We start from the raw sequence: 26,714 nt of genomic DNA, 5'->3' as shown, positions 1-26,714 counted from the left end.
ATGTTGCCGTTCTGGATCGCCTTGCAGTTTCTCAGCAGCCTGCCGATTCGCTTGCCGGGTATGCCGCAGCCACAGGAAATGGGGCGGTCGTTGCTGTTTTATCCGCTGGTGGGGCTGCTGTTCGGGCTGCTGTTGTGGGGCCTGAACGCGGTGTTGATGGGCGCGCCTTTGTTGCTGCACGCAGCGTTGTTGTTGACCGCGTGGGTGTTGCTCAGCGGCGGCCTGCACCTGGACGGCCTGGCCGACAGCGCCGACGCCTGGCTGGGTGGCTTCGGCGACCGCGAGCGCACCCTGACCATCATGAAAGACCCACGCAGCGGGCCTATCGCGGTGGTCACCCTGGGCCTGGTGCTGCTGCTCAAGTTCACCGCGTTGGTGGCACTGATCGAGCAACACAACGGCGCCGCGCTGATCCTGGCACCGTTGATTGGCCGCGCGTCGATGCTGGCGCTGTTTCTCACCACGCGGTATGTACGCGCCGGTGGGTTGGGGCAGGCACTGGCGGATCATTTGCCACGTATCGTCGGCCAACAGGTGCTGATTCTCAGCGGTTTGGCGTGTATCTTGATCGGCGGTTTCAGCGGCGGTATTGCCGTGTTGCTGGCGGCCCTGTGCTTTATCGGCTTGCGCCAATTGATGGTCAATCGCCTCGGTGGCACTACCGGCGACACCGCCGGCGCGCTGCTGGAGCTACTCGAAGTAGCAGTGTTGATCGGTCTGGCGCTGTAACAGTTTCTTGCATTTCATTAATCCCGGGTATATACACGCTCCATGCTTGCCTCCCAATGTTTATGCACAAACCTGCGTCGCGCCGCTCGTGGCGTCAGCAGGCATTACGACGGCGCTCTCGACGGCTTCGGGATCAACGTTGCCCAGTATTCTTTGCTGTGTAATTTGCAGCGCCTCGATCAACCGAGCATTTCCAGCCTGGCCGATGCCATGGGCCTGGATCGCAGCACGCTGGGGCGCAACCTGCGGGTACTGGAGGGCGAAGGCCTGGTGCAACTGGTCGAGGGTGATGACCTGCGCAACCGCCTGGTGTTGCTGACCGAGACGGGTCACGAACGGCTTGCCGCGGCATTGCCGGCCTGGGAAGCGGCGCAGCAGAAATTGATTGATAAGTTGGGCGCCGAAAAGCGCGAAACCCTGTTGGCCTTGCTGGATGAACTCGCTTGATGCGAGCTTGTTCGATGATAAGCGGGTATATACCCGTAAGCGGAGAATAACAAATGACCTCGATGTGGCGCACCAGCGGCTGGATTCTTGTGGGGAGTGCGCTGATCCTCGCGTTGTCCTTGGGCGTGCGGCACGGTTTTGGCCTGTTCCTGGCGCCCATGAGTGCCGAGTTCGGCTGGGGCCGTGAAACCTTTGCCTTTGCCATTGCCCTGCAAAACCTGATCTGGGGCCTGGCGCAGCCGTTTACTGGCGCCCTTGCCGACCGCTTTGGGGCGACCAAAGCGGTACTGGTCGGCGGGGTGCTGTACGCCGCCGGCCTGGTGTTGATGGGCATGTCTGATTCCGCGTGGTCGTTGTCGCTGAGTGCGGGCTTGTTGATCGGGATTGGCTTGTCCGGCACCTCGTTCTCGGTGATTCTCGGTGTAGTCGGGCGGGCTGTGCCGCCGGAAAAGCGCAGCATGGCCATGGGCATCGCCAGTGCCGCCGGGTCTTTCGGCCAGTTCGCCATGGTCCCGGGCACCTTGGGCCTGATCAGTTGGCTGGGCTGGTCGGCTGCACTGCTGGCGTTGGGCTTGATGGTGGCGCTGATCTTGCCGCTGGTCGCTATGCTCAAGGACCGGCCGTTGCCGGTCATGGCAGGCCAGCAAACCTTGCGTGAAGCACTGAAGGAGGCCTGTTCCCACTCCGGCTTCTGGCTGCTGGCGTTCGGCTTTTTTGTCTGCGGTTTCCAGGTGGTGTTTATCGGCGTGCACTTGCCGTCGTACCTGGTGGACCAGCATTTGCCAGCCTCGGTGGGCACCACGGTGCTGGCATTGATCGGCTTGTTTAATATCTTCGGCACCTATACCGCCGGGTGGCTTGGCGGGCGCATGTCCAAGCCACGTTTGTTGACCGGTTTGTACCTGTTGCGGGCGGTGGTGATTGTGATCTTCCTGTGGGCGCCGGTGACGCAAACCAGCGCCTATCTATTTGGCATGGCGATGGGCTTTTTGTGGCTGTCCACGGTGCCGCTGACCAACGGCACAGTCGCGACCTTGTTTGGTGTCAGAAACCTTTCCATGCTCGGTGGGATCGTGTTCCTGTTCCACCAACTGGGTTCGTTCCTCGGTGGCTGGCTGGGCGGGGTGGTCTATGATCGAACCGGCAGTTACGATCTGATCTGGCAGGTGGCAATCGTCCTGAGCCTGGTGGCAGCGGCCTTGAACTGGCCGGTGCGCGAGCGCCCGGTGGCACGTTTGCAGGCGCAAATGGGGGTGGCATGAATTCGACCTGGCATTGGCTCGGCGCAGCAGGCGCAGCCGTCTTGCTGCTTCTGGCGTGGTGGGGCTGGCAACAGGGCGGCCTGGCATTGATGCAGTTGGGCATGGCGATCTGTTAAGTTCTGTGTCTGAGACTTTTCAAGGACACCTGACATGCAGATGCGTTGGCTTGCAGTACCCGCTCTGATGGTGGCTTTTGGCGGTGTCGCCATGGCCGCCGATTGCCCGCCGTTGCTTGAAGGCCAACTGCCCAAGCTGCGCGCCAAAGAGTCCATCGACCTGTGCCAGCGCTTTGCCGGCAAGCCGCTGGTGATCGTCAATACCGCCAGCTTCTGCGGGTTCGCGCCGCAGTTCAAAGGGCTTGAAGCCTTGTACCAGCGCTACAAGGGCCAGGGGCTGGAAGTGATCGGCGTGCCATCCGATGACTTCAAGCAGGAAGCCAAGACCGGTGAAGAAACCGCCAAGGTGTGTTACGTGAATTACGGCGTGACCTTCACCATGACCGAGCCACAAAAGGTCAAGGGCCCGGACGCGGTGCATCTGTTCAAGATCCTGGCGCAGCAGAGCAGCGCGCCGAAGTGGAATTTCTACAAGTACGTGGTGGACCGCCAGGGCAAGGTGATCGCCAATTTTTCCAGCCTGACCAAGCCGGATAGCCCGGATTTGATCAAGGCGGTGGAAGAGGCGCTGGCTTCAAAGCCCTGATCAAAGCCCACTAAAAAGCCCCGCCTCTTTTGCAAGAGAGCGGGGCTTTTTTATGTCGCTTTACATCAGAACTTGTACGTCACACCCAGGCCGAAACCGTTGGCGCTGTTTTCGTACTTCGCCAGGTAGGACGAGCCCAGCGCGTTCGTTTTATTAACCTTGACGGGCTCTTCCTTGAGGTAGGAATAAGCCAGGTCGACGGTCATGTTATCCATCACGGCATAGCCCAGGCCCACACTGAAGATGGTCCGGTCGCCGGTAGGGATACGTGGCGAACGATCAGTGTTGTTGGTTGGCGACTGGTCGAAGGTCAGGCCGGTGCGCAGTACCACCTGCTTGGTAACTTGGTACGAAGTACCCAGGGCGTAGGCCCAGGTGTCGTGCCAGTTCTGCGGCTCGGTAATGGTGCCGACGATCCGCGGTGCAAGTCCGCCACCGGCGGTGGTCACGCCTTCGTTATTGACGGTGATGTCTTTCAGGCGGCTCCAGCGAGTCCAGGTCGCACCGGCATACAGCTTCCAGGCGTCATTCATGTCTTGAGTGACCGACAGGTCCCAGGATTCAGGAGTGTCAACCTTCAGCGATGCATCGTAACGTCCGGCGCCCAGGTAGGCAGTTGGAATACCGGCGCTTGGCGTTACATCGGTGTGGCCTTCGAGCTTGTACTTCACTTTCGAGTGATAGGTCAGGCCCACGCGGGTGGTGTCGGTGGCTTGCACCAGGATGCCGGCGTTGAAACCAAGGGCGGTGTCATCACCTTTAACCTTGACTTTGGCGTCACCGCTACCTGTTACGCCTGGCAGGCCCGAAAGGCTTGTTTGCGATTCCAGGGTGCCGCTGATGCGGTTGATGGTCGGACCAAAACCGATCGAGACCCGGTCATTGAACGCGTAGCTGACCGTCGGCTGGAAGGTCATCACAGCCACTTCGCTCTTGCTGCCAAAAGCACGGCCTTGGAAGCCACGCTCGTAGTCGGTCTTCAGGCCGAACGGTGCATAAACACCGAAGCCCACAGCCCATTGATCGTTAAGTTTGTTGGTGTAGAAACCGAAAGGCACCGCGGTGAAAGGGACCATGTCGCCTTTGTTGGAACCGCTGGAGCGCCCGCCCGTGTCTTTGATATTGGACGTAGCATCGATAGCGGCAACACCACCCGTGATCTGCTGGCCTTCAAGGCGAGCCATACCGGCAGGGTTACCATAAACGGTGCTTGCGTTATCGGCAGATGAGGAACGTCCCGCAAAACCGGTACCCATCCCGGCAACGTCTTGTTCGTTGAGGGCAAAGCCGCTCGCGAACACGTGGGAGGATGCCATTGCAACGGCGAGGCTAAGTGTCGTCTTGAGCATTACTTTTTTCATTATTAGAACTCCGTGGTGATCACCGCTGCGGAAAGTAACAATAATTTTATGTTTGCGCTATAGGCTGAAACATAGGAGATAGAGCGGTTTTGTAGGACAATCCGACCAAAATCAACGTTTTTAGCCGAATCTTGCAAATCGCCCGGTCAACAAGCGACATGATTCATGGGTGAAACACAGGTTTGCCAGGCTTGGGTGAAATCCCGGAGCCGGCCCTGCGGGTGAAATATTTCTTTCCAGATACGCGCCATCGCCAATACATCGTCGGCCGGTGGCAAGGAAGGACGATGTTGTTCCACTAACAGCCAGGCAATAGCGGTGGCGTAACGCAGGTTGACGGTCAACTCAAGCTGCGGCCCGCTGAGGAAGGCATGCTGGCTGGCGAGGCCGCGAACCAGGCTGGCGCGCTCGGGGTCCAGCGCCAGGTAGTCATCCCACAGTGCACGGTGGCGCGGTTCGGTGATGCTATACAGGCCATGGCCGCGGCGGTCGTGCAAGGCTGAACCGAGTGCCGACTGGCTGGCGGCAATGCCCAGCAGCAGGGATTCAGCAGTCGGGTTATGGCGGCCCAGATACAGCAGGGTGGGCCGGATCACATAACGACACAATTCGCTGGCGGCGATGCCCATAAAAGCCTCAATCCATGAAATTGGTCGGCGATACCTGAGAGGGGGCTTGGCAGCAGTGAATCGGATCTCAGGCGCGCCGGAAGCGGATCATGCCGCTTGAGTTGAAGTGTAGTGTCATATTTACGACGTAAAGGACTGTTTTTAAAATATTTTCATCATTTAGTTATATCGTTTATATCAATTTAAACTTAGCGCGCCTGAATTTCAGGCAATAAAAAACCCCGGGTTTTAACCGGGGTTTTTGTGTTTCAGCGATCCGGGTCGATCAGGCAACCAGTGCCTGGCGAGTACGATCGATCACGGCCTGCAGCGGTTCTGCGCTGGAGTATTGATCGGGGTACAGGCGTTCGCTGTGACGAGCGATGCCGTGTTCGTTGACCAGGGTAAAGCTGAAGCAGCCTTTGCGAGCGGCCATGATCAGGCAGTTCATTGGTGCAAAAGCGTTGGTGAGGGTGCGAATGGCATCCTGAGTGTGGATTTGAGTGGACATATTATTGGTGTTCCTACAAATGACACGGTTAAGAACCGTGCAACGTTAAAACGTTCCAGTGACGTTGATCACCATTGATCGAACGAAGAACCCGACTGGAACAAAGCAGCCAGTTTGAAGCGCTAATAAGTTGGCGCGCTTGGGCTGGCAGGTAGGTACTTAGGAGGGCAGGCAACACAACAGGGGCAAAGGTTCTGGGCCCAGGGTGAAGATCCTGATCAATTTGCAGGTTGGTTCGGTCAGAGTATGGAAACTTCGCGACACCCTTTGCTTCTTCAAAGGCAGTGTCGTCGCAAGTGATACCTGGAAACCTTCGAGGTGGTCGATCCCTTTTTGTCGGCGGTGCCGTGAGGGAGTTGTTCGACCAGAATTGACTTTCAGCTTGGTACTAACGCTGCGGATAGTAACGGATTGAAACGTGGAAAGGAAGTGTGCTAGTCAAAAAACTTTCAGGCCCCGGCGCGGCGGTAACATTCCCAGGAGGCCGATCTGCCAAAAAGCACGGTTGATATAACCGCAAGAGGAGCAGTTGTGCACATTGGTTGCGCCCTGTGTAACCGCACTGACATACGCCCTGCAAGGCTCCCGGGTGCCTGTAACTAAAATTTAAGTCAATGAAAAATCGAGCTTTTTTTTATTGGTGAAAAAATCGTCAGTTTGACTGCGGCCCCCGTTCCATGGGCCTTTGCGGGAGTTACAGAACGGTTGTCCACTGAGTTATCCACAGCTTCTGTGGATTGTCCCAAGCGCTTGCTCTAGAACGGGCGTGCAGGGTTTTTTCAGCTTTACCTGTACGAAAAAAAGAGTAGAGTGGCGCGCCTTCCGTTCTGTCCCACAGTGCTTTATGAAGTTTCGCTCAGTATCACCTTCTGTTACCGACAGCCCTCAGGTTGTTACCGCACCCAAGCGTTTTTCCCTGAAAGTTGCCTTGTGGTTGCTCGATAGCCCGCGCCTGGGCCACAGCCCCAACGTCAAGCATTTCGCCGGGCATTTGCTCAAGCAACCGGCGCGCGCGGGTGTGGTGGTGGCGCAAAGCCGCCTGGGCCAGTTGATGTGCCGCGAGTGCGGCAACGCCCGCGACCGCCGCATCGGCCACGACCTGCTGCGCCAGGCCGCCCGCGCCGGCGACCGCATCGCCCAGCGGGAACTGGGCCAGATCGAAGACTGAGCTGTCCTCAATGCGCAGGCTTGGTTAACCTTCTTCTTTTCGGGTGACGGCAGGAATCGCTATGGCTTTTGACTGGACCAGTGTTGTGCTGGGTCTCGCCGGTGCTGGATTGCCGCTATTGGGCCTGTGCTGGCAGATTCAGCGAAAACTGACTGCGCGGCTGGCCGGCTGGGAATTGTTAGAGGAGCGCCTGGCCACCGCGCAACTGGCCCAGGAAGGACTCGCCGCACAGTTAGACGCCAGCCGTGACGAAATCAGCGACCTGAGCCAAGCCAACGCCGTCAAGCAAGCCGACCTGGCTGCCGTGCGCCGCGAAGTCGAGCTGCTGCAGATCGACCGCGACAACGCCCGCGACGCCGCCCACGCCTGGAACCTCGACCGTTCTGCCAAAGAAACCGAACTGCGCCGCCTGGATGCCTTGTCTGCGTCCTTGCGCGCCGAACTGCGCGAGCAGCAGGAAAGCCATCAGCAACGCCTCAGTGACCTGCAAGGCTCCCGCGACGAACTGCGAGCGCAGTTCGCAGAACTGGCCGGGAAGATCTTCGACGAGCGCGAGCAGCGTTTCGCCGAAACCAGCCAGCAGCGCCTCGGCCAGCTGCTCGACCCGCTCAAGGAACGCATACAGTCGTTCGAAAAGCGTGTCGAAGAAAGCTACCAGAGCGAAGCCCGTGAGCGGTTTTCCCTGGCCAAGGAACTGGAGCGCCTGCAACAGCTGAACCTGCGCCTGTCCGACGAAGCCACCAACCTGACGCGCGCCCTCAAGGGCCAGAAAACCCAAGGCAACTGGGGCGAATTGATTCTGGAGCGGGTGCTGGAACACGCAGGTTTGGAGAAGGGTCGCGAGTACCAGACCCAGGTCAACCTCAAGGGCCCGGACGGCGAGCGTTTCCAGCCCGACGTGTTGATCATGTTGCCGGGTGACAAGCAGGTGGTGGTGGATTCCAAGGTCAGCCTGACCGCCTATCAACAGTATGTTTGCGAGGATGACCAAGCGATCGGCCAAGCCGCCCTGAAGGCGCACGTGCTGTCTTTGCGTAACCACGTCAAAGGCCTGGCCGGTAAGGATTACAAACGTCTGGAAGGCCTGCACAGCCTGGATTTTGTATTGCTGTTCGTGCCCATCGAAGCTGCATTTTCGGCGGCCCTTCAAGCCGAGCCGAACCTGTTCCAGGAAGCCTTCGACCGCAATATCGTGATCGTCAGCCCGACCACGCTACTGGCTACCTTGCGGGTAATCGACAGCCTGTGGAAGCAGGAACGGCAAAGCCAGAACGCCCGGGAAATCGCCGAGCGCGCCGGTTGGCTCTACGACAAGTTCGTACTGTTTATCCAGGACCTGGATGAGGTGGGCAACCGTCTGCAACAGTTGGATAAGGCTTACAGTGCAGCGCGCAATAAGCTGACAGATGGACGCGGAAACCTGGTCAGCCGTACCGAACAATTGAAGCTGCTCGGCGCTCGCGCCAGCAAAAGCCTGCCGGCCGACCTGCTGGAACGGGCGATGACCGATGAAGACGGCGTGGCGCAGTTGCCTGACTGAATCAAAGCGGCAGGTGCCGGCTCAACAAGGCCCGCAATGCCGCCGGCTTCACCGGCTTGGCCAGGTAATCCAACCCCGCCGCATGCACCTGAGCCACCATCTCTGGCCGACCGTCGGCACTGATCACCACGCCCGGAATCGGCTCCGCCAGTTGCGCCCGCAGCCAGCCCATCAACTCGGTGCCGGTTTCGCCGTGGTCGAGGTGGTAATCCACTAGGGCCAACTGCGGCCGCACACCTTCAGCCAGCAGCGCGGCACATTGCGCCTGGTCGCGAGCGGTCCAGACCTCACAACCCCAGCGCGTCAGCAAACTGCGCATGCCGATCAGGATGCTTTCTTCGTTATCCACACACAGCACCTGCGCGCCACTCAACGGTTGGCCGTTTTCCAGTACTGGCTTGGCGGGTGCGCTGACCTGAGTGCGCGCCAACGGCACGCTTACGCTGAAGACGCTGCCCATGCCCGGCCATGAACGCACGCTCAAGCGATGTCCGAGCACACGGCACAAGCCGTCGGCAATCGCCAGGCCCAAGCCCAGGCCTTTTTCCGCACGGGTCTGGTGACTGTCCAGACGTTTGAATTCCTCGAAGATGACTTTCTGCTTGTCCTTGGGAATGCCGGGACCACGGTCCCACACCTCAAGGCACAGCTCACCGCGGCGACGCCTGACACCCAGCAGCACCGGTCCGTCGGCATACCGGAACGCATTGGTGAGAAAATTCTGCAACACCCGCCGCAGCAACTTGATGTCGCTGTCGACCCGCAAACGACTGCCCCGCAGCCGGAAGCGCAAACCCTGCTCCTGGGCCAGCGCCTTGAACTCGGCGCCCAACGTATCAAACAGTTCGTTGAGCACGAAGGGCTGGCGCTGCGGATTGATCTTGCCGTTTTCCAGTCGCGAAATATCCAGCAGGTCGCTGATCAAGTCTTCCGCCGAACGCAGCGAACTGTCCAGGTGCTGCACCAGTTGCCGGGCATCCGGCGACATGCCTTCGTTCTGGTGGGAGAGGGCGGCGGAGAACAGCCGCGCCGCATTCAAAGGTTGCATCAAGTCGTGGCTGACCGCCGCGAGGAACCGGGTTTTCGACTGGCTGGCCGTCTCGGCAACGCCTTTGGCATCGGTCAGGGCGACATTGAGTTGCGACAGTTCATGAGTGCGCTCGGTCACGCGTTGTTCCAGGCCCTCGTTGGCCTCGGTCAGCGCCTGCTCGGCTTCGCGGAACGCGGTGATGTCGGTGAAGCTCATGACAAACCCGCCGCCCGGCATCGGGTTGCCGATCAGCTCGATCACCCGGCCATTGGGAAACAGCCGCTCAGACGTATGCGCGCGGCCCTGGCGCATCCAGTGCAGGCGGCGCGCCACGTGCACTTCGGCCTCGCCCGGGCCGCACAGCCCGCGCTCGGCGTTGTAGCGAATGATGTCGGCAATCGGCCGGCCCACGCTGATCAAGCCTTCGGGGTAATTGAACAGCTCCAGGTACCGCCGGTTCCACGCCACCAGCCGCAGGGACTGGTCCACCACGCTGATGCCCTGGGTGATGTTTTCGATAGCGCCTTGCAGCAATGCCCGGTTGAACTGCAGTACTTCCGACGCTTCATCGGCGATACGTACTACATCCTCCAGCTGCATTTCCCGGCCTTCGATGGCGGCTTTCACCACCGCCCGGGTCGACGATGCACCCAGCACACCGGCCAGCAGGCGTTCGGTGTGGGCGATCCAATCGTTGTCGGCGTTCTGGTTAGGATTAAAGCCTTTGCCCTGGCGATAGGCGAAGCGCACAAAACTCTGGTGGGCCCGTTCTTCGCCGACAAACCGCGCCGCCAGGCTGAGCAAATCGTTGATCTGCACCGAGAGCATCGAGCGGGCGCTGGCCCGTGGGCTGGTCTCCTGGCCGATAAAACGCCCGGCCTGCCAATGCTCCGACACCCGTGTACGCGACAACATCGAGACCCACACGAACAGCGTGAAGTTACCCGCCAGGGAAAATACGGTGCCCATCGTCAGAGACGTGACGGACAAGCCCAACGGGTGCGAATGCAGCCACGTCATGCCGGGGAAAAGGCTGAATGACCAACCGAGACTTTTCGCGGTGACCGGTAGGACCAAGGTGTAGAACCACAGGAACGTCCCCGCCGCCAACCCGGCAAATACCCCGCGTCGGTTGGCCTGTTTCCAATACAACGCGCCGAGCATCGCCGGTGCCAGCTGGGTCACGGCAGCAAAGGCAATTTGGCCAATGGTTGCAAGGCTCGCAGAGGAACCCAGCAGCCGGTAGCTGACGTAAGCCAGCAGCAGGATGATGACAATGCTCACCCGGCGCACCGACAACATCCAGTGACGAAACACCTCAAACGGCCGCTCGGCACTGGAACGGCGCAGCAGCCAGGGCAGCAGCATGTCGTTGGAGACCATGGTCGACAGCGCGATGCTCGCGACGATCACCATGCCCGTGGCCGCCGAAGCGCCACCGATAAACGCCAGCACGGCGAGGGCCGGATGGGCTTCGGCCAGCGGCAGGCTGATCACGTAGGAATCCGGCAATACCGAACCCGGTAGCAGCATCTTCCCGCCGAGGGCAATCGGGATCACGAACAGTGCGGCGAGGATCAAGTACGCCGGGAACACCCACTTGGCCAGGCGCAGGTCCTGCGGGTCGATGTTCTCCACCACCGTCACGTGAAACTGCCTGGGCAGGCAGATGATCGCCATCATCGCGACGCCGGTCTGTACCACCATCGAAGGCCAGTTGACGGTCTCTTTCCAGTATTCCTCCAGCCGGGGAGCGAGCATTGCCTGGCTGAACAAATCGTCGAAACCGTCGTACAGGCCGTAGGTCACAAACGCACCGACGGCGAGAAACGCGAACAGCTTGACCAAGGATTCAAAGGCAATCGCCAGCACCATGCCCCGGTGGTGTTCCGTGGCATCCAGGTTGCGCGTACCAAACACAATGGTGAACAGCGCCAGTACCAGCGACACGATCAGTGCCGTGTCCTGGGAGCGGGTGCCGGTGGTGTCGGCGCTGGCACCGATCAGCAGGTTCACCCCCAGCACGATGCCTTTGAGCTGCAAGGCTATATAAGGCAGCACGCCCACCAGGCAGATCAGCGCCACCACCACCGCGAGCGATTGGGATTTGCCATAACGGGCGGCGATAAAGTCGGCGATGGAGGTGATGTTTTCCTGCTTGCTGATCAGCACCATCTTCTGCAGCACCCACGGCGCCAGCACCAACAGCAGCACTGGTCCCAGGTAGATCGGTAAAAACGCCCACAACTGTTCGGCCGCCTGACCTACGGCGCCAAAGAAGGTCCAGCTGGTGCAGTACACCGCCAGCGACAGGCTATACACCCAGGCACGCATCCGCGGTGGCAACGGCGCATGGCGACGGTCACCGTAAAAGGCGATGGCAAACATAATGGCCATATAGGCCAGGGCAACGGCGGCGATCAGCCCGCTGGACAGCGTCATGAGAACTCCAGACATAAGAACGCCCGGGCATTCCCGGCCCGGGCGAACAGTCTCGCATGATGCTTGACGTTAGTCAGTGTCGACCAAGGTCGGAGCGCGGTGTGTTGTCGCAGCGCACGCTTAGGCGCTGAAGCCACCGTCGATGGTCAGGCTGGCGCCAGTGATATAGCCGGCTTCAGGGCCCACCAGGTAAGCCACGAAACTGGCGATCTCTTCCACGTGGCCATAACGGCCCACGGCCATGAAGCCGATCAGGCTCTCGGCGAAATCACCGTTTGCCGGGTTCATGTCGGTGTCCACCGGGCCTGGCTGCACGTTATTGATGGTGATGCCACGTGGCCCCAGGTCGCGCGCCAGGCCTTTGGTCAGGCCTACCAGCGCCGATTTACTCATGGCGTACGGGCCGCCACCGGCAAACGGCATGCGTTCGGCGTTGGTGCTGCCGATGTTGATGATGCGGCCGCCTTCGCCCATGTGCCGGGCGGCTTCCTGGGTGGCCACAAACACGCTGCGTACGTTGATGGCGAGGGTGCGGTCGAAGTCTTCCAGCTTGAAATCTTCCAGCGGGCCGACGGCCAAGACGCCTGCGTTGTTGACCAGGATATCCAGGCGCCCGAATGCCTTGACGGTGGCGTTGACGGCGCTGCGGATGGCGTCTGCGTCGGCGCTGTCGGCATGAATCGCCAGGGCTTTGCCGCCTTCGCTGATCACGCTGTTCTGCAATTCTTCAGCCTTGGCGGCCGAGCTGACGTAGGTAAAGGCAACAGCTGCGCCCTGTGCGGCCAGGCGCTTGACGATGGCGGCGCCGATACCGCGGGAACCGCCCTGGATCAAGGCGACTTTGCCGCTGAGGTTCTGTGTGGTCATGTCGTTCTCCAAAAGGTGTGTTGAGGTTGGGGTCGAGTATCGACCTCCCTCGGCGCCCCCGGTAGACCGTGATTGCTATAGTCTGTGTAAACCAAAAGTTTAGAATGAGGCGATATGGAAAGCTTTGGCAGTATCGAATGCTTCGTGCGCAGCGCCGAAGGTGGCAGTTTTGCCGAAGCCGCCCGGCACCTGAGCCTGACCCCGGCGGCCGTGGGCAAGAGCGTGGCCAAGTTGGAGGCGCGGCTCGGTGTAAGGCTTTTCCAGCGTAGCACTCGTCGGCTGACCCTGACCGAAGCCGGCAAGCTGTTCCTGGAAGAAGTCAGCGCCAGCCTCACGGTCATTCAAAACGCCGTGGCGAATCTGGCCAGCGCCGAAGGGCGGCCCGTAGGCACGCTGAAAGTGAGCATGGGCACCGTGTTCGGTACCCGCTACGTGGTGCCGTTGCTTGGGGAGTTTCTAAAGCGTTTTCCCGACATCAATCCCGACTGGCATTTCGATAACCGTCAGGTGGACCTGATCGGCCAAGGCTTCGATGCCGCGATTGGCGGTGGTTTTGAGCTGCCCCAAGGCGTGGTCGCGCGCAAGCTGGCACCGGCGCACCGGATCCTGCTGGCCTCACCGGAGTATCTGGCCAAACGCAAGCCGGTGCTCGCGCCCGAAGACTTGTCGCTGTGCAACGGCATCCTGATCCGCTCTCCGCAAACCGGGCGCGTGCGTTCCTGGCAACTGACCCACCGCAGCCGCGAACAGCGCCCGCTGGTGCTCAAACCGCGCATGACCATGAGCGACTCCGGCGCCGCCTGCTGCGCCAGCGCCCAAGGCCTGGGGATTGCGCTGGTCAGCATGCCGATGGCGGTGCCGTTCCTCGACAGCGGCCAACTGGTGCGAGTGCTGCCCGACTGGTACGTCGACGACGGCAACATCTCGCTGTACTACGCCGAACACAAACTGCTGCCCGGCAAGACCCGGGCGTTTGTGGATTTCATCCTGGAGCAGTTTGTCGAGCGCGAGCTGGGGCAGCGGTTCAGTGCTATTTGATCCTTGCGGGGATCAAAATGTGGGAGCGGGCTTGCTCGCGAAGGCGGTGGATCAGTCGATACATCTGGTGACTGTCACACCGCCTTCGCGAGCAAGCGCCACATTTCGGATCTTCAGTGTCCGAACTTTCCGGGCCAGCCAATCACCTTCTTCGGCCTCGGCGTCGCATACGTGCGGATCTTCGAGGTCGACAGCCCCAGCCGCACCAATCCCTCGGCAATCGTCACCGCTGCGGTCACACCGTCCACCACCGGCACACCCGTGCGGTAGCGAATCTGTTCATCCAGCCCGGCCATGCCGCCGCAGCCCAGGCAGATCACTTCGGCCTTGTCTTCGCTGATCGCCAGTTCGGCCTGGCGCACGATGGCCTCCATGGCCCGCAGCGGGTCTTCTTCCAGTTCCAGCACCGCCATGCCGCTGGCCCGCACCGACGCGCAGCGCTGATACAAACCGGCCAGCTTCAGCCGGTCTTCGATCAGCGGCACGGTGCGGTCCAGGGTGGTCACCACCGAGTAGGCATGCCCGAGGAACATCGCGGTGCTGGCCGCCGCTTCGGTGATGTCCACCACCGGTACGTTGAGCAACTCCTGCAAGCCTTCGCGGCCATGCTCGCCGTAACCGGCCTGGATTACCGCGTCGAACGGCTGGTCGTAGGCCATTACCCGGTCCATCACCGCGATGGCCGCCAAGTAGCTTTCAAAATTGCCTTCCACCGATTCGGCACCAAAAAACGGGGTCAGCCCGACAATCTCGGTGCCTGGGGAGGCCACCGCCCGCGCCTGTTTGGCGATGGCCTCGGTGATGGATTCGGTGGTGTTGACGTTGACCACAAGGATGCGCATGGAATGTCCTTACTTAATGACTGACGTTATCGACTGCAATGCTTTCGCCGCTCACGTCGGCGTAATACGGCTGGCGCTTGGCGAACAGCAGGTACAGCAGCCCTGCAATACCGGCGCCAATCAGCCAGGAGAACGGCGAGACATGGGCGAAACCGGGCAGCAGGGCGAGGAGAATGGCGATCACCGCCGCAGGAATAAAGGCCGCTACGGCGCGCAAATTGACGCCACGGCTGTAGTAATAAACACCCTTCGGGTCTTCGCTATACAGCTGCAGCACATCCACCTGGCTTTTGCGGATCAACCAGTAGTCGACCATGATCACCCCGTACAACGGCCCCAACAAAGCGCCCAGCCCCGAGAGGAAATACACGATCACCAGCGGGCTGTTGTAGAGGTTCCACGGCAGGATCAGCACCGCCACGGTGGCGCTGATCAGCCCGGCGCGGCGGAAGTTCAGGTACTTGGGCGCCAGGTTGCTCAACACAAAAGCCGGTGCGACGAAGTTGGCCATGATGTTCACCGCCACGGTCACGATCAGGAACGCCAGGCAGCCCAACACCAGGAAGAACGTATTGGGAATTGCCGCGATGATTTCCGTGGGGCTTTCGATCACCCGGCCATTGAGGTGGAACTGCCCGCCGCACAGCAGCACCGTGATGGCGGCGAACACCAGAATATTCACCGGCAGGCCCCAGAAGTTGCCGACCTTGATGGTTTTGCGGCATGGCGAGGAGCGGGCGAAGTCGCAGAAATTCAGGATCAGCGTGCCGTAGATCGCCAGCCACAGTGCGCCGCCGGCAAAGATATTGCGCCACATCTCACCACCGGTCAGTGGCTCGCGGATCGACCAGGCGATATGGCCGTCGGCCTGGAAATACATCCAACCGGCCAGGGACGCCACCGTGAGCAAAATCACCGGCCCGGCGAAAGCTTCATAGCGGCGCACCATCTCCATGCCGTAGGCGAGGATGGCGAGCTGCACCAACCAGATCGCCACAAAACACGCCCAGCCGAGGGTCGACAAGCCGAGGATCGAGTTGTGGTCGTAGTCGGCAAAACCTGGATGAACCGCGCTCAACAGCACGCGGAAAACCACCGAGGCGAGGTAGGTCTGAATCCCGAACCAGGCGATCGCGATCACCGCGCGAATCAGCGCCGGAATTTGTGCGCCGTGGATGCCGAAACTGATGCGGCTGATCACCGGAAACGGTACGCCGGTCTTCTGCCCCATATAGCCCGACAGGTTCATGAAGAAGTACACCAGCGCCGCGCCGATCCCCAGGGACAGCAGAATCTGCCAGCCGCCAAGGCCTAATGCATACAAGCCGATGGCGAAGGAATAGTTGGCGATGTTGTGCACATCGTTGGTCCACAAGGCAAAGATGCTATAGCGGCCCCAACGTCGGCCTTCGGCCTTGGTGGGCGCCAGGTCCTTGTTGTGCAGGCGTGGGCTGAGTACCAACGGGCCGGGACTCGCGGCCTCGGGGGGCAGGGGGGAGGAGGGCAGATCCAGTGCGATGTTATTGGGGAGACTTGTACGCATTCCGGCAGGCTCCTGGACATCAGCAGGAGAGCGGCTGACGTCAAAGTGTATGTATATTTTTTATTGATTGTATACAAAGTGTGTTTTGCCTTAAGCCACATGCGTGCCAGATTTTCGCCGGGGAAATCGGCTGAGGATTTTGTTTTTAGAGTGATTGGAAATAACCGGCTGAATTTAAAGCGATATAAATTGACCGTTTGAACAGCTATTTATTTTGTAGCGCAGAGATGGGAGAGGATTGAAGAAGAGGTGCAGCGAGAGAGGATGTAACTTTTCGGTGCAGGATTTGATAAGTGCACACAAAAATGGCACCGATGGTGACATTTCTGTGTACAGGTTTTAGGCCCTGGTGTTACGCCTTGCTGATGATGTTCCCGGCGTGCAGCCCGCATTCCTTTTGGGTTGCTTCTTCCCACCACCAACGGCCTTCGCGTTCGTGCTGGTTCGGCAACACCGCACGGGTGCATGGCTCACAGCCAATGCTGATAAAACCGCGCTCATGCAGGCTGTTGTACGGCAGCTCCAGCATACGGATGTAACCCCAGACTTCCTCACTGGTCATCTGCGCCAGGGGGTTGAACTTGTACAGGGTGCGTTCCGGGGTGGAGAAGGCGGTGTCGATTTCCAGCGCGGCCACCTGGCTGCGGGTGCCGGGGCTCTGGTCGCGGCGCTGGCCGGTGGCCCAGGCGCTCACGCCGGAAAGCTTGCGGCGCAGCGGCTCGATCTTGCGCACGCCACAGCATTCGCCATGGCCGTCCTTGTAGAAACTGAACAGGCCCTTTTCCTTGACGAAGGGTTCCAGCTTGCTCTGGTCCGGCGAGATCAGCTCGATGTCGATCTTATAGAACTCACGTACCTGCTCGATAAACCGGTAGGTTTCCGGGTGCAGGCGGCCGGTGTCGAGGCTGAACACCTTGACGTTCTTGTTCAGCTTCCAGGCCATGTCTACCAGCACCACGTCCTCGGCGCCGCTGAAAGAGATCCACAGGTCGTCGCCAAACTGGCTGAAAGCCAGCTTGAGAATGTCCTGGGCGGATTTGTTGGCGTAAGTCGCAGCGAGTTCAGCGACGTCGAAGGCTTGGTTCATCAGGACGGTTCCTACAGGTCAATGGCGCTTAGCGCTCTATAGGGGGGCGATGGTAACAAAATCCCGCCTGCGTTGCGGCGGCCAGCGTGAATCGCTAGAGTTCGGCAGTCCTTTTGCTCGCTCAACTCAATAACTTCAAATGGGAGTGTCTTGTGGAAATTGCCTGTCTCGACCTGGAAGGGGTGCTGGTCCCGGAAATATGGATCGCCTTCGCCGAAAAAACCGGTATTGAGTCCTTGCGGGCCACCACCCGGGACATTCCCGACTACGACGTGCTGATGAAACAGCGCCTGCGCATTCTGGATGAGCACGGGCTGAAGCTGTCGGATATCCAGGCAGTGATCGCCACCCTCAAGCCTTTGGACGGCGCCATCGAGTTTGTCAACTGGCTGCGCGAGCGTTTCCAGGTGGTGATTCTGTCGGACACGTTCTATGAGTTCTCCCAGCCGCTGATGCGCCAACTGGGCTTCCCGACGCTGCTGTGCCATCGGCTGATCACCGACGAGAACGACCGGGTGGTGAGCTACCAGCTGCGTCAGAAAGATCCCAAGCGTCAGTCGGTGTTGGCCTTCAAGACCCTGTACTACCGGGTGATTGCAGCCGGAGATTCCTACAACGACACCACCATGCTGGGTGAAGCAGACCGCGGGATTCTGTTCCATGCGCCGGAGAACGTGATTCGCGAGTTCCCGCAGTTCCCGGCGGTGCATACGTTTGAGGATCTGAAGAAAGAGTTCATCAAGGCGTCGAATCGGCCGTTGAGCCTGTAAGTTATTTAGCGGGGCTGATTGCCTCATCGCAGGCAAGCCAGCTCCCACATGTTGACCGCGCGTCCATGTGGGAGCCGGGCTTGCCCGCGATTGGGCCGGTGTGGCCACTGCACAGCCTAAACCCCTGCAAGCAAACTCTCATAAGGAATGCGCAAGCCTTCATGCAGGCGTTTGATCATCGACAAGCTCAGCTTACGCTTATGATTCAGCACTTCAGAAACCCGCCCGCTCGGACCTATAAAAGGTTCCAGGTCACGGGCGGTCATGCCTAACTGCTCCATTCGAAATTTAATCGCTTCTATGGGGTCCGAAGGCGGCATTGGATAGTGCTCTGCTTCGTACTTTTCGATAAGTATTGCGAGAACTTCCAGCTCGTCACCCTCTGGCGAACCGATTTGCGCTTCCCATATCTGTTCGACGCGCGCGAGCGCAGCGGCCAGTTCTTCCTGGGAATGAATAGGTTTGATGTTCATCACACGGTCTCCGCATTGATCTGATCGTACTGCGCATGGGTCCCCACGAAACGTATGAAGGCAAGCTGTCGCTGATAATTGATCGCCATGATCACTCGATACTTGTTGCCGCCTATGTTGAACACAACCCTGCCGCCTTTGAGAATGCTCGCGGTTCTTAGCTCTGCCTTGAGGGCCTGTGGCGTTGGGTAAATGGCTTTTTCCATATGGCGATACAACTCGACCAGCGGCGTTTTGGCATCCATACAGCCGGGATGGCTTTCCCAGAATATTCGTAAGGTAGATAGAGCGATTATCCGCATCGCTGAAACCTCCCAGTTTGGGAGATGATAGGTGTGCTTGAGGTGAGATGCAATCTCGGAAATCTTTTCTGACGAGTAGGCAGTCGTTTCATGTGATCCTTCACAGACGGCTGGTGGACGGTCGAAGCCGGACGCTATCCTGCGCCTTCAACTGCGTCTACTTCGGTACTGATTCAGGTTTTTTCTGCTGCTTGGCTCCCCGTCCGAGAGCCAGAAGGGGTTGTGCGCTACAGGCTTTCCAACGTTTGTAACAACACCCGCACCTTGGTCAGCGACTCCTGGTACTCCGCCTGCCACTGCGAATCCGCCACAATCCCGCCGCCGCCCCAGCAACACACCTGCCCATCCTTGACCAGCAAGCTGCGAATGGCGATGGAGCTGTCCATCTCGCCGCGCACGTCCAGGTACAACAACGAGCCGCAATACAGCCCGCGTCGGGTTGGCTCCAGCTCGTCGATGATCTGCATGGCGCGTATCTTCGGGGCACCGGTGATCGAGCCGCCGGGGAAGCTGCCGGCGATCAGGTCGAGGGCGTCCTTGTCGTCAGCCAACTCGCCAGTGACGCTGCTCACCAGGTGATGCACATTCGGATAACTTTCGAGGCTGAACAACTCCGGCACCTTCACCGAACCCGTGCGGCAGGTGCGACCCAGGTCATTGCGCAGCAGGTCGACGATCATCAGGTTCTCGGCACGATCCTTGGGGCTGTCCAGCAGTTCGGCGGCGTTCGCGGCATCTTCCGCAGGCGTTGCACCCCGTGGCCGGGTGCCCTTGATCGGGCGGGTTTCCACCTGGCGCTGGCTGATTTTGACGAAGCGCTCCGGCGACAAACTCAACACCGCACCTTCGCCCGGCAGGCTCTGGAACCCGGAAAACGGCGTCGGGCAAGCTTCGCGCAAGGCGCAGTAGGCTACCCACGGATCGCCGCTGCACGGGGCGCGGAAGCGTTGGGCGAAGTTGACCTGGTAGCAGTCGCCGGCCTGGATGTAATCCTGGATGCGGGCGAGGGCGTGTTCGTAGGTTTCGGCTGTAATGTCCGGGGCCATCGTGCCTTGCAGCTTGAAGGTTGCCGATGCGCTGATGGCCGGCTGACTGAACAGGCTGATCAGGCGTTGCTGCTCGCTGTCCAGCAGTTTGGGGTGGAACACCAGTTGGCTGGTCTGTGCCTGGTGATCGCTGATCAAGGCCCAGGCGTACAAACCAAAGCGCGCGTCCGGCAGGTGCAGGTCATCCACCGCAAGGTGTGGCAGTTGCTCAAGATGGCGACCGAAGTCGTAGCTCAGATAGCCCATCAGGCCACCGGCAAACGGCAGTTCGTAAGGCGCGGGAATCGTGGCGTCTCCCAACAACGTCAGGTTTTCCCGCAGCCGTTGCAGGAAATCGCTGCCGCTTTCGTCGGGCCACACCGTCAGTGTCGTCTCGGGCCACGCGCTCAGCAGGTCATACCGGCCACGCTCGGCGGCCGGTCGGCCGCTGTCCAGCAGCACGGCGCCGGGCGCATGGCGAATCGCTGCAAAATACTCGGCAGGGTTGGCCCGGTAGGGCAGCGGGTGTACGGAACAGGTCGACATGCGGGGCGGAGCCATCGGTACGCGGGGAAGGGATTGTAGTCCCCTGTAGGATTTGCTCCTAGAGGGGATGGGCAGAGGTATCAGACTTCAACCGCAGGAATATGCCCAAACATCTCCTGCACAAACTTCACCCGCTCTTGCGGGGTTTCCGTCACGCCGGCTGCTTTCAGCTCTTCCAGCCGAGCCTCCACCGCATGGGTGCGCAAGGTCAGGCCGCAGTCGTTGGCGATCTGGATATTCAGCCCCGGGCGGGCATTAAGCTCCAGGATCAGCGGGCCTTTCTCCTGGTCCAGCACCATGTCCACGCCGATGTAACCCAGGCCGCACAGCTCGTAACAACCAGCGGCGAGCTTCATGAAACCGTCCCAGTTGGGCAGTTGCACGCCGTCTACTGCGTTGGTGGTGTCGGGGTGTTTGGTGATGATGTTGTTCAGCCAGGTGCCGCGCAGGGTCAGGCCGGTGGCCAGGTCGACGCCGACGCCAATCGCGCCCTGGTGCAAGTTGGCCTTGCCGCCGGACTGCCGGGTCGGCAAGCGCAGCATGGCCATTACCGGGTAGCCCATCAGCACAATGATGCGGATGTCCGGCACACCTTCGTAGCTGATGCTTTTGAAGATCTGGTCGGGCACCACCCGGTATTCGATCAGCGCCCGGTCACGGTGGCCGCCGAGGGAATACAGGCCAGTGAGGATGCTGGAAATCTGATGCTCGATCTCTTCATGGCTGATGATCTTGCCGGAGACCGTGCGGTAGCGCCCTTCAAAGCGGTCGGCGATCACCAGGATGCCGTCGCCGCCAGCGCCCTGGGCCGGCTTGATCACGAAGTCGCTGCGCCCGCCGATAATCTCGTCGAGCTTGTCGATTTCCTTCTCGGTGGAAATGATCCCGTACATCTCCGGCACATGGATACCGGCCGCCATCGCCCGTTCCTTGGTGATGATCTTGTCATCGACGATCGGGTACAGGCTGCGCTTGTTGTACTTGAGCACGTAGTCGGCATTTCGCCGGTTGATGCCCATGATCCCTCGCGCTTCCAGGGCCTTCCAGGTCTTCCAGAAGCCGAACATTACGAGTCAGCCTTGAGGAAGGCCTTGAAACGCACCAGTTCGGTGAGGCGGTAGCCGCGATAACGACCCATGGCCAGCATGAAACCCACCAGGATCAACAGGATCGCCGGGAAGGTGAACACGAAGTAGATCAACTCCGGCACGCTCATGATGATGTGGGCCAGGGAGGCGGCGAACAGCGTACCGATTGCAACTTTCATCGCATGGCCGCCACCGCGCTCTTCCCAGGTGATCGACAGGCGTTCGATGGTCATGGTCAGAATCACCATCGGGAACAGCGCCACCGACAGCCCGCGCTCCAGGCCCAGCTTGTGGCTGAACAGGCTGATGGCGGCGATCAGCACCACCACGAAGGTCAGCACCACCGACAGTCTCGGCAGCATCTGCAGCTTCAAGTGTTCCAGGTAAGACCGCAGCGACAACCCCAGCGCCGTAATAATGGTGAACAGCACAATCCCGAAGCCCAACTGCGTCTCTCGGAACGCCAGGGCAATCAGCACCGGCGTAAAGGTGCCGAGGGTTTGCAGGCCGATCAGGTTGCGCAGGATCAGGATCACCAGTACGCCAATCGGGATCATCACCATGATCATGAAGGTCTGCTGGGTTTGCAGCGGCAGGCCGTACAGCGAGTATTCGAGGAAGTTGGCGTCGGTGTTTTCGTCCGTCAGCTTGGCCAGGCGAATCGCGTTCATTTCGCTGTTGTTGAGGCTGAAGGTCACCATGGCCTTTTTGCCGCCATCGACGGTGATCAGGTTTTCATCGCCGGTCCACCACAGCAGGCGGTCGGTCGGCAGGCCTTGTTCGCCGGTGTCGGGGTTGAAGTACAGCCAGTCATTGCCGTTGAAGCTGCGCAGCCAGAGTTCCGGGGTTTGCGGCTGGTCGGCCACCAGGCGGATGGTGTGGACCTTTTCCACCGGCACGTGGGCGATCGACAGCAGCAACTCGACGATCTTGGCCTTGTGCGGCGTCGACGGGTCGCCCGCCAGCAGCAGCTTCACGTTGTCGTCGTTGAGGTTGTTGGTGCGCTTTATGGCTTCGCTGATAAAGGTCTCGACGTCGGCCGAGTGCTGGCGGATCGGTGCCAACAGGGCTTCGGCGGCGAGTTTTTCCGGGCCATCGACGGCGATGCTGTCGCGGAAGGTCGGGCCCTTGACCTTGACCTTTTCACCGCTGTAACGCTTGGTCAGCACCAGGCGGTAGTAGAGGGTCTGGTTGCCCTTGGCGCGGCGTGCCGACCAGGTGACCTTGCGGTTGCCGTCGAGGCGGTTGACGCTCACGCCGTAGTTATTCGAGATAAAGCTTTCATTCAGGCTGACAAAGTCGCGGCTCAGGGGCGGCACGAACATCTGGATTTTCACCGGGTCCTTCGCGTTGGCGACGAACTCGACCTTGGCGTCGATGTTCCACAGGTCGTCGGTGGCGTCCTCGGTGACGGGAATCCCCAGCACGAAAATCTGATAGGCGGTGACCGAAATGCCCAGGACCACCAAAACGGCGATCAGGATTTTCAGGTGCAGATTAAGAGAGCGCATTCAAATTACTCAGCGGTATGAGCGTCGGTGGCGCAGGCAGGTTTGCCCGCCGCGTATTTAAGACTGGGGTCGACCAGCGCATCAAAGCGTTTCAGCGCTTCGGAGCCGATCAGCAGCGGGTATTGGAAGGCGCTGCGGTCAGTCAAGTTCACTTCGATACTGCGTAAAGCCGTGCCCATACAGATGTCCAGGGCAATCACTGGACGGGCGGTGTAGTTCTTGTCTTCATCGGGGTCGTAGTCACCGGCGCGACGCTTGATCTTGCTCACGCGGGCCAGGGGACGCTCGATGGGGTGGGAATGGGCGGTGTCGATGGCGAGATAAAAGCGCACCCAGGACTCGCCGTTACGCTTGAAGCGCTTGATGTCGCGGGCGCTTAAGGACGCGGTTTTGGCCCCGGTGTCGAGTTTGGCAGCCACTTCCAGGTCAATGCCGGCCAACTTGGCGTATTCATTGAGCCCATACACGGTCTTCTCGGCTGCAACGCCAAGGCCCGGTATCAACAGTAGAAGCAAAAGGGGGAAGGGCTTGAGTCTCATAAATCCTGACGCGGCGCCGTGCGATGTTCAATTCAAGGCGACTGGCATTGCTGCGCAATCTCTGGTGCGCCTTTTCATCCATGGATGGCAGGCAAAAGTGGCCGGCATTCTAACATGAAGGTTTTCTGACGCCAGCGCTGGCAGCCGGCCATGCCCCGATAGGGTGCAAGGCTGGTTATTAGACGATTGTCGACAATGTGTATTTATTCTTTGACTATCTGGAGCTGATTGGCTAGTTTTTGCGGCATTGCTTTTAAAGGTGTCGACAATATGCTGGATCAACTGGAAACCCCAGTGATAGCCCAAGACGATTCCCAGACCATGTCCGAGAACGTCTTCCGGCGCATCCAGGCCGCCATCGTCAAGGGCGAGATCGCCCCGGGCAGCAAGATCTCCGAGCCGGAGCTGGCGCGCACCTATGGCATCAGCCGTGGCCCGTTGCGCGAGGCGATCCACCGCCTGGAAGGCCAGCGCCTGCTGGTGCGCATCCCCCATGTGGGCGCGCGAGTGGTGTCCTTGAGCCATGAAGAGCTGATCGAACTCTACGAAATCCGCGAATCCCTGGAAGGCATGGCCTGCCGCCTGGCCGCCGAGCGCATGACCGACGCTGAGATCGAGGAGTTGCGCCAGGTGTTGCACACCCACGAGCGCGATGCGGCCTTCCAGGCCGGTGTCGGCTACTACCAGCAAGAAGGCGACTTCGATTTTCATTACCGAATAATTCAAGGCGCCGGTAACCGCACCCTGACCCAAATGTTGTGCGGCGAGCTGTATCAGTTGGTGCGCATGTACCGCATCCAGTTCTCCGCCACCCCCAATCGTCCACGCCAGGCCTTTGCCGAGCATCACCGCATTCTTGACGCGATTGCCGATCGCGACGGTGAACTGGCCGAGTTGTTGATGCGCCGTCATATCGGCGCCTCCAAACGCAACATTGCCCGTCACTTCCCGGACGGCGCTCCCCAATCACGAGGTGAGTCATGAGTTCCAAGAACAACACTACTCCCGGCCAGCGTTTCCGTGACGCGGTTGCCAGTGAACAGCCGTTGCAGGTGGTCGGCGCGATCAATGCCAACCACGCGCTGCTGGCCAAGCGCGCCGGTTTCAAGGCGATCTACCTGTCGGGGGGCGGGGTGGCTGCCGGCTCCCTCGGCGTGCCGGACCTGGGGATTACCGGCCTGGATGACGTGCTGACCGACGTGCGCCGCATCACCGACGTGTGCGACCTGCCGCTGCTGGTGGACGTGGACACCGGTTTTGGTTCCTCGGCGTTCAACGTCGCGCGCACCGTCAAGTCGATGATCAAGTTCGGCGCGGCGGCGATCCATATCGAAGACCAGGTGGGCGCCAAGCGCTGCGGCCATCGCCCGAACAAAGAGATCGTGTCCCAGCAGGAAATGGTCGACCGCATCAAGGCCGCCGTGGACGCGCGCACCGATGACAGCTTCGTGATCATGGCCCGCACCGATGCGCTCGCCGTGGAAGGCTTGGAATCGGCCCTGGAACGCGCCGCGGCCTGCATCGAGGCCGGCGCCGACATGGTGTTTCCGGAAGCCATCACGGAGCTTGAGATGTACAAGCTGTTCGCCTCCCGTGTGAAAGCGCCGATCCTGGCCAACATCACCGAATTCGGTGCGACGCCTCTCTATACAGTCGACCAATTGAAATCTGCGGATATTTCCATCGTGCTGTACCCGCTCTCGGCCTTCCGCGCCATGAACAAGGCCGCCGAAAACGTCTACACCGCGATCCGTCGCGACGGCACCCAGCAGAACGTGATCGACACCATGCAAACCCGCATGGAGCTTTACGATCGCATCGACTACCACACCTTCGAGCAGAAGCTCGACGCGCTGTTTGCCGCCAAAAAATAACGCACCCTGATACTTGTAGGCGCGAGCTTGCTCGCGAAGATCGTTAACGATAACGCGCTTAGCCTGAATGAACGCGGCGCCCTGAAGTGTTTCGCGAGCAAGCTCGCTCCTGCAAGGGGTGGTGTGAAGCTTCAGCGAGACGCTTCCCTAATAAATACAAGATTGGAGAGAACCATGGCCGAAGCAAAAGTACTCAGTGGAGCTGGCCTGCGTGGCCAGGTTGCCGGGCAGACCGCACTGTCCACCGTGGGCCAGGCCGGTGCCGGCTTGACCTATCGTGGCTACGACGTGCGTGAACTCGCCGCCGACGCGCAGTTTGAAGAAGTCGCCTACCTGCTGCTCTACGGCGAACTGCCGACCAAAGACGAACTGGCCGCCTACACCGCCAAGCTCGGCAAACTGCGCGACCTGCCCCAGGCGCTGAAAGAAGTGCTGGAACGTATCCCCGCCGACGCCCACCCGATGGACGTGATGCGCACCGGTTGCTCGTTCCTGGGCAATATCGAGCCGGAGAAAGACTTCTCGGTGCAGCGCGATGTCACCGACCGCCTGCTGGCCGCCTTCCCAGCGATCATGTGCTACTGGTATCGCTTCAGCCACGACGGCCAGCGCATCAACTGCGTGACCGACGAGCCATCCATCGGCGGCCACTTCCTGCACCTGCTGCACGACAAGAAGCCCAGCGACTTGCACGTCAAGGTGATGAACGTGTCGCTGATCCTCTACGCCGAACACGAATTCAACGCCTCGACCTTCACCGCGCGTGTCTGTGCGTCGACCCTGTCGGACCTGTATTCCTGCGTCACCGCCGCCATCGGTTCCTTGCGCGGCCCGCTGCACGGCGGCGCCAACGAAGCGGCGATGGAGATGATCGAGCGTTTCTCTTCCGCCCAGGAAGCGGTGGAAGGCACCCTCGGCATGCTGGCGCGCAAGGACAAGATCATGGGCTTTGGCCACGCGATCTATAAAGACAGCGACCCGCGTAATGAAGTGATCAAGGGCTGGTCGAAAAAACTCGCAGACGAGGTGGGCGACACGGTGTTGTTCCCGGTTTCCGAAGCCATCGACAAGACCATGTGGGAGCAGAAGAAACTGTTCCCCAACGCCGACTTCTACCATGCCTCGGCGTACCACTTCATGGGCATCCCGACCAAGCTGTTCACACCGATTTTCGTCTGCTCTCGCCTGACCGGCTGGGCGGCCCACGTGTTCGAGCAGCGCGCCAACAACCGCATCATCCGTCCGAGCGCCGAGTACATCGGCGTTGAACAGCGCAAGTTCGTGCCAATCGAACGTCGCTGAGTGGAGAAACCGCTGATCCCGGAGTGAAACCGGATCAAAAATGTGGGAGCGGGCTTGCTCGCGAAAGCGGTGTGTCATTCAACACACATGGCGACTGTCACACCGCC

25 protein-coding genes are annotated in these 26,714 nt (G+C 60.0%); 11 read left to right on the top strand and 14 right to left on the bottom strand.

The features are described from left to right. The 4 genes from CEC48_RS24555 to CEC48_RS24540 all read left to right on the top strand — a co-directional run bounded on the left by CEC48_RS24555 (position 1) and on the right by CEC48_RS24540 (position 3,140). Positions 1-729 carry an adenosylcobinamide-GDP ribazoletransferase gene (locus tag CEC48_RS24555; protein ID WP_088426096.1) on the top strand — a complete coding sequence of 243 codons (729 nt, stop codon included), beginning with the start codon at positions 1-3 and terminating at the stop codon, positions 727-729. Positions 730-771: 42 nt separating this feature from the next. Continuing rightward, positions 772-1,176, top strand: coding sequence for a MarR family winged helix-turn-helix transcriptional regulator (locus tag CEC48_RS24550; RefSeq protein ID WP_088426095.1), 405 nt, complete (start codon positions 772-774; stop codon positions 1,174-1,176). 62 nt (positions 1,177-1,238) lie between these two features. Next, positions 1,239-2,438: an MFS transporter gene (locus tag CEC48_RS24545; protein ID WP_176438779.1), complete on the top strand. Its 1,200-nt coding sequence runs from the start codon at positions 1,239-1,241 to the stop codon at positions 2,436-2,438. A 150-nt stretch (positions 2,439-2,588) separates the two neighbouring features. Continuing rightward, positions 2,589-3,140, top strand: a complete 552-nt coding sequence (locus CEC48_RS24540; protein WP_088426093.1) for a glutathione peroxidase — start codon at positions 2,589-2,591, stop codon at positions 3,138-3,140. Positions 3,141-3,205: 65 nt separating this feature from the next. Here CEC48_RS24540 and CEC48_RS24535 read toward each other — a convergent pair whose 3' ends face one another. The 3 genes from CEC48_RS24535 to CEC48_RS24525 all read right to left on the bottom strand — a co-directional run bounded on the left by CEC48_RS24535 (position 3,206) and on the right by CEC48_RS24525 (position 5,620). After that, complete coding sequence (locus CEC48_RS24535) at positions 3,206-4,501, bottom strand: OmpP1/FadL family transporter (protein WP_088426092.1); 1,296 nt, start codon at positions 4,499-4,501, stop codon at positions 3,206-3,208. A gap of 146 nt (positions 4,502-4,647) precedes the next feature. Further along, positions 4,648-5,130: a hypothetical protein gene (locus tag CEC48_RS24530; protein ID WP_088426091.1), complete on the bottom strand. Its 483-nt coding sequence runs from the start codon at positions 5,128-5,130 to the stop codon at positions 4,648-4,650. A 265-nt stretch (positions 5,131-5,395) separates the two neighbouring features. Continuing rightward, on the bottom strand, positions 5,396-5,620 hold the full coding sequence (locus CEC48_RS24525) for a hypothetical protein (protein ID WP_003214941.1): 225 nt from the start codon (positions 5,618-5,620) through the stop codon (positions 5,396-5,398). 844 nt (positions 5,621-6,464) lie between these two features. On the opposite strand from CEC48_RS24525, the gene CEC48_RS24515 reads away from it, so the two are divergent. Beyond that, complete coding sequence (locus CEC48_RS24515; RefSeq protein ID WP_026078187.1) at positions 6,465-6,788, top strand: hypothetical protein; 324 nt, start codon at positions 6,465-6,467, stop codon at positions 6,786-6,788. Between the two features lie 175 nt (positions 6,789-6,963). Further along, the gene (rmuC, locus tag CEC48_RS24510; protein ID WP_176438778.1) at positions 6,964-8,328 is read left to right on the top strand and encodes a DNA recombination protein RmuC; all 1,365 of its coding nucleotides are present in this window, start codon (positions 6,964-6,966) and stop codon (positions 8,326-8,328) included. Between the two features lies 1 nt (position 8,329). Here rmuC and CEC48_RS24505 read toward each other — a convergent pair whose 3' ends face one another. Next, a complete protein-coding gene (locus CEC48_RS24505) occupies positions 8,330-11,800 on the bottom strand; it encodes a PAS domain-containing hybrid sensor histidine kinase/response regulator (protein ID WP_088426089.1) in 3,471 nt (1,156 codons plus the stop codon). A gap of 120 nt (positions 11,801-11,920) precedes the next feature. Next, positions 11,921-12,667 carry a 3-oxoacyl-ACP reductase family protein gene (locus tag CEC48_RS24500; protein WP_088426088.1) on the bottom strand — a complete coding sequence of 249 codons (747 nt, stop codon included), beginning with the start codon at positions 12,665-12,667 and terminating at the stop codon, positions 11,921-11,923. 114 nt (positions 12,668-12,781) lie between these two features. On the opposite strand from CEC48_RS24500, the gene CEC48_RS24495 reads away from it, so the two are divergent. Next, positions 12,782-13,705 carry a LysR family transcriptional regulator gene (locus CEC48_RS24495; RefSeq protein ID WP_088426087.1) on the top strand — a complete coding sequence of 308 codons (924 nt, stop codon included), beginning with the start codon at positions 12,782-12,784 and terminating at the stop codon, positions 13,703-13,705. A gap of 113 nt (positions 13,706-13,818) precedes the next feature. On the opposite strand, the gene CEC48_RS24490 is transcribed toward CEC48_RS24495, so the two are convergent. The 3 genes from CEC48_RS24490 to CEC48_RS24480 all read right to left on the bottom strand — a co-directional run bounded on the left by CEC48_RS24490 (position 13,819) and on the right by CEC48_RS24480 (position 17,177). After that, on the bottom strand, positions 13,819-14,547 hold the full coding sequence (locus CEC48_RS24490; RefSeq protein WP_088426086.1) for an aspartate/glutamate racemase family protein: 729 nt from the start codon (positions 14,545-14,547) through the stop codon (positions 13,819-13,821). Between the two features lie 13 nt (positions 14,548-14,560). Continuing rightward, a complete protein-coding gene (locus CEC48_RS24485) occupies positions 14,561-16,090 on the bottom strand; it encodes an NCS1 family nucleobase:cation symporter-1 (protein ID WP_088426085.1) in 1,530 nt (509 codons plus the stop codon). 352 nt (positions 16,091-16,442) lie between these two features. Next, positions 16,443-17,177, bottom strand: a complete 735-nt coding sequence (locus tag CEC48_RS24480) for a phosphoadenylyl-sulfate reductase (protein ID WP_088426084.1) — start codon at positions 17,175-17,177, stop codon at positions 16,443-16,445. A 152-nt stretch (positions 17,178-17,329) separates the two neighbouring features. On the opposite strand from CEC48_RS24480, the gene thrH reads away from it, so the two are divergent. Beyond that, complete coding sequence (gene thrH / locus CEC48_RS24475) at positions 17,330-17,947, top strand: bifunctional phosphoserine phosphatase/homoserine phosphotransferase ThrH (protein ID WP_088426083.1); 618 nt, start codon at positions 17,330-17,332, stop codon at positions 17,945-17,947. Positions 17,948-18,063: 116 nt separating this feature from the next. On the opposite strand, the gene CEC48_RS24470 is transcribed toward thrH, so the two are convergent. The 6 genes from CEC48_RS24470 to CEC48_RS24445 all read right to left on the bottom strand — a co-directional run bounded on the left by CEC48_RS24470 (position 18,064) and on the right by CEC48_RS24445 (position 23,431). Next, positions 18,064-18,420 carry a type II toxin-antitoxin system HigA family antitoxin gene (locus CEC48_RS24470; protein WP_088426082.1) on the bottom strand — a complete coding sequence of 119 codons (357 nt, stop codon included), beginning with the start codon at positions 18,418-18,420 and terminating at the stop codon, positions 18,064-18,066. After that, positions 18,420-18,722, bottom strand: a complete 303-nt coding sequence (locus tag CEC48_RS24465) for a type II toxin-antitoxin system HigB family toxin (RefSeq protein WP_088426081.1) — start codon at positions 18,720-18,722, stop codon at positions 18,420-18,422. The genes CEC48_RS24470 and CEC48_RS24465 overlap by 1 nt, the downstream gene beginning before the upstream one ends. 227 nt (positions 18,723-18,949) lie before the next feature. Then, a complete protein-coding gene (pabB, locus tag CEC48_RS24460) occupies positions 18,950-20,293 on the bottom strand; it encodes an aminodeoxychorismate synthase component I (RefSeq protein WP_088426080.1) in 1,344 nt (447 codons plus the stop codon). Between the two features lie 80 nt (positions 20,294-20,373). After that, positions 20,374-21,360: an alpha-L-glutamate ligase-like protein gene (locus CEC48_RS24455; protein WP_088426079.1), complete on the bottom strand. Its 987-nt coding sequence runs from the start codon at positions 21,358-21,360 to the stop codon at positions 20,374-20,376. After that, positions 21,360-22,892 (bottom strand): inactive transglutaminase family protein, encoded by a 1,533-nt coding sequence (locus CEC48_RS24450; RefSeq protein ID WP_088426078.1) that lies wholly within the window; start codon positions 22,890-22,892, stop codon positions 21,360-21,362. Before CEC48_RS24450 ends, CEC48_RS24455 begins: the two co-directional genes overlap by 1 nt. A 5-nt stretch (positions 22,893-22,897) precedes the next feature. Then, positions 22,898-23,431 carry an ATP-dependent zinc protease gene (locus CEC48_RS24445; protein WP_088426077.1) on the bottom strand — a complete coding sequence of 178 codons (534 nt, stop codon included), beginning with the start codon at positions 23,429-23,431 and terminating at the stop codon, positions 22,898-22,900. Positions 23,432-23,701: 270 nt separating this feature from the next. Here CEC48_RS24445 and CEC48_RS24440 point away from each other — a divergent pair, with 270 nt between their 5' ends. The 3 genes from CEC48_RS24440 to prpC all read left to right on the top strand — a co-directional run bounded on the left by CEC48_RS24440 (position 23,702) and on the right by prpC (position 26,607). Further along, entirely contained in the window at positions 23,702-24,415 is a 714-nt protein-coding gene (locus tag CEC48_RS24440; RefSeq protein ID WP_088426076.1) for a GntR family transcriptional regulator, read from the top strand. Next, on the top strand, positions 24,412-25,305 hold the full coding sequence (gene prpB, locus CEC48_RS24435) for a methylisocitrate lyase (protein WP_088426075.1): 894 nt from the start codon (positions 24,412-24,414) through the stop codon (positions 25,303-25,305). The genes CEC48_RS24440 and prpB overlap by 4 nt, the downstream gene beginning before the upstream one ends. A gap of 174 nt (positions 25,306-25,479) precedes the next feature. After that, positions 25,480-26,607 carry a 2-methylcitrate synthase gene (prpC, locus tag CEC48_RS24430; RefSeq protein WP_088426074.1) on the top strand — a complete coding sequence of 376 codons (1,128 nt, stop codon included), beginning with the start codon at positions 25,480-25,482 and terminating at the stop codon, positions 26,605-26,607. Positions 26,608-26,714 lie beyond the last annotated feature (107 nt).

The sequence above is a fragment of the Pseudomonas sp. K2I15 genome, assembly GCF_002204795.1.
Lineage (GTDB): Bacteria > Pseudomonadota > Gammaproteobacteria > Pseudomonadales > Pseudomonadaceae > Aquipseudomonas.
This window is presented reverse-complemented; position numbering and strand designations above follow the sequence as displayed.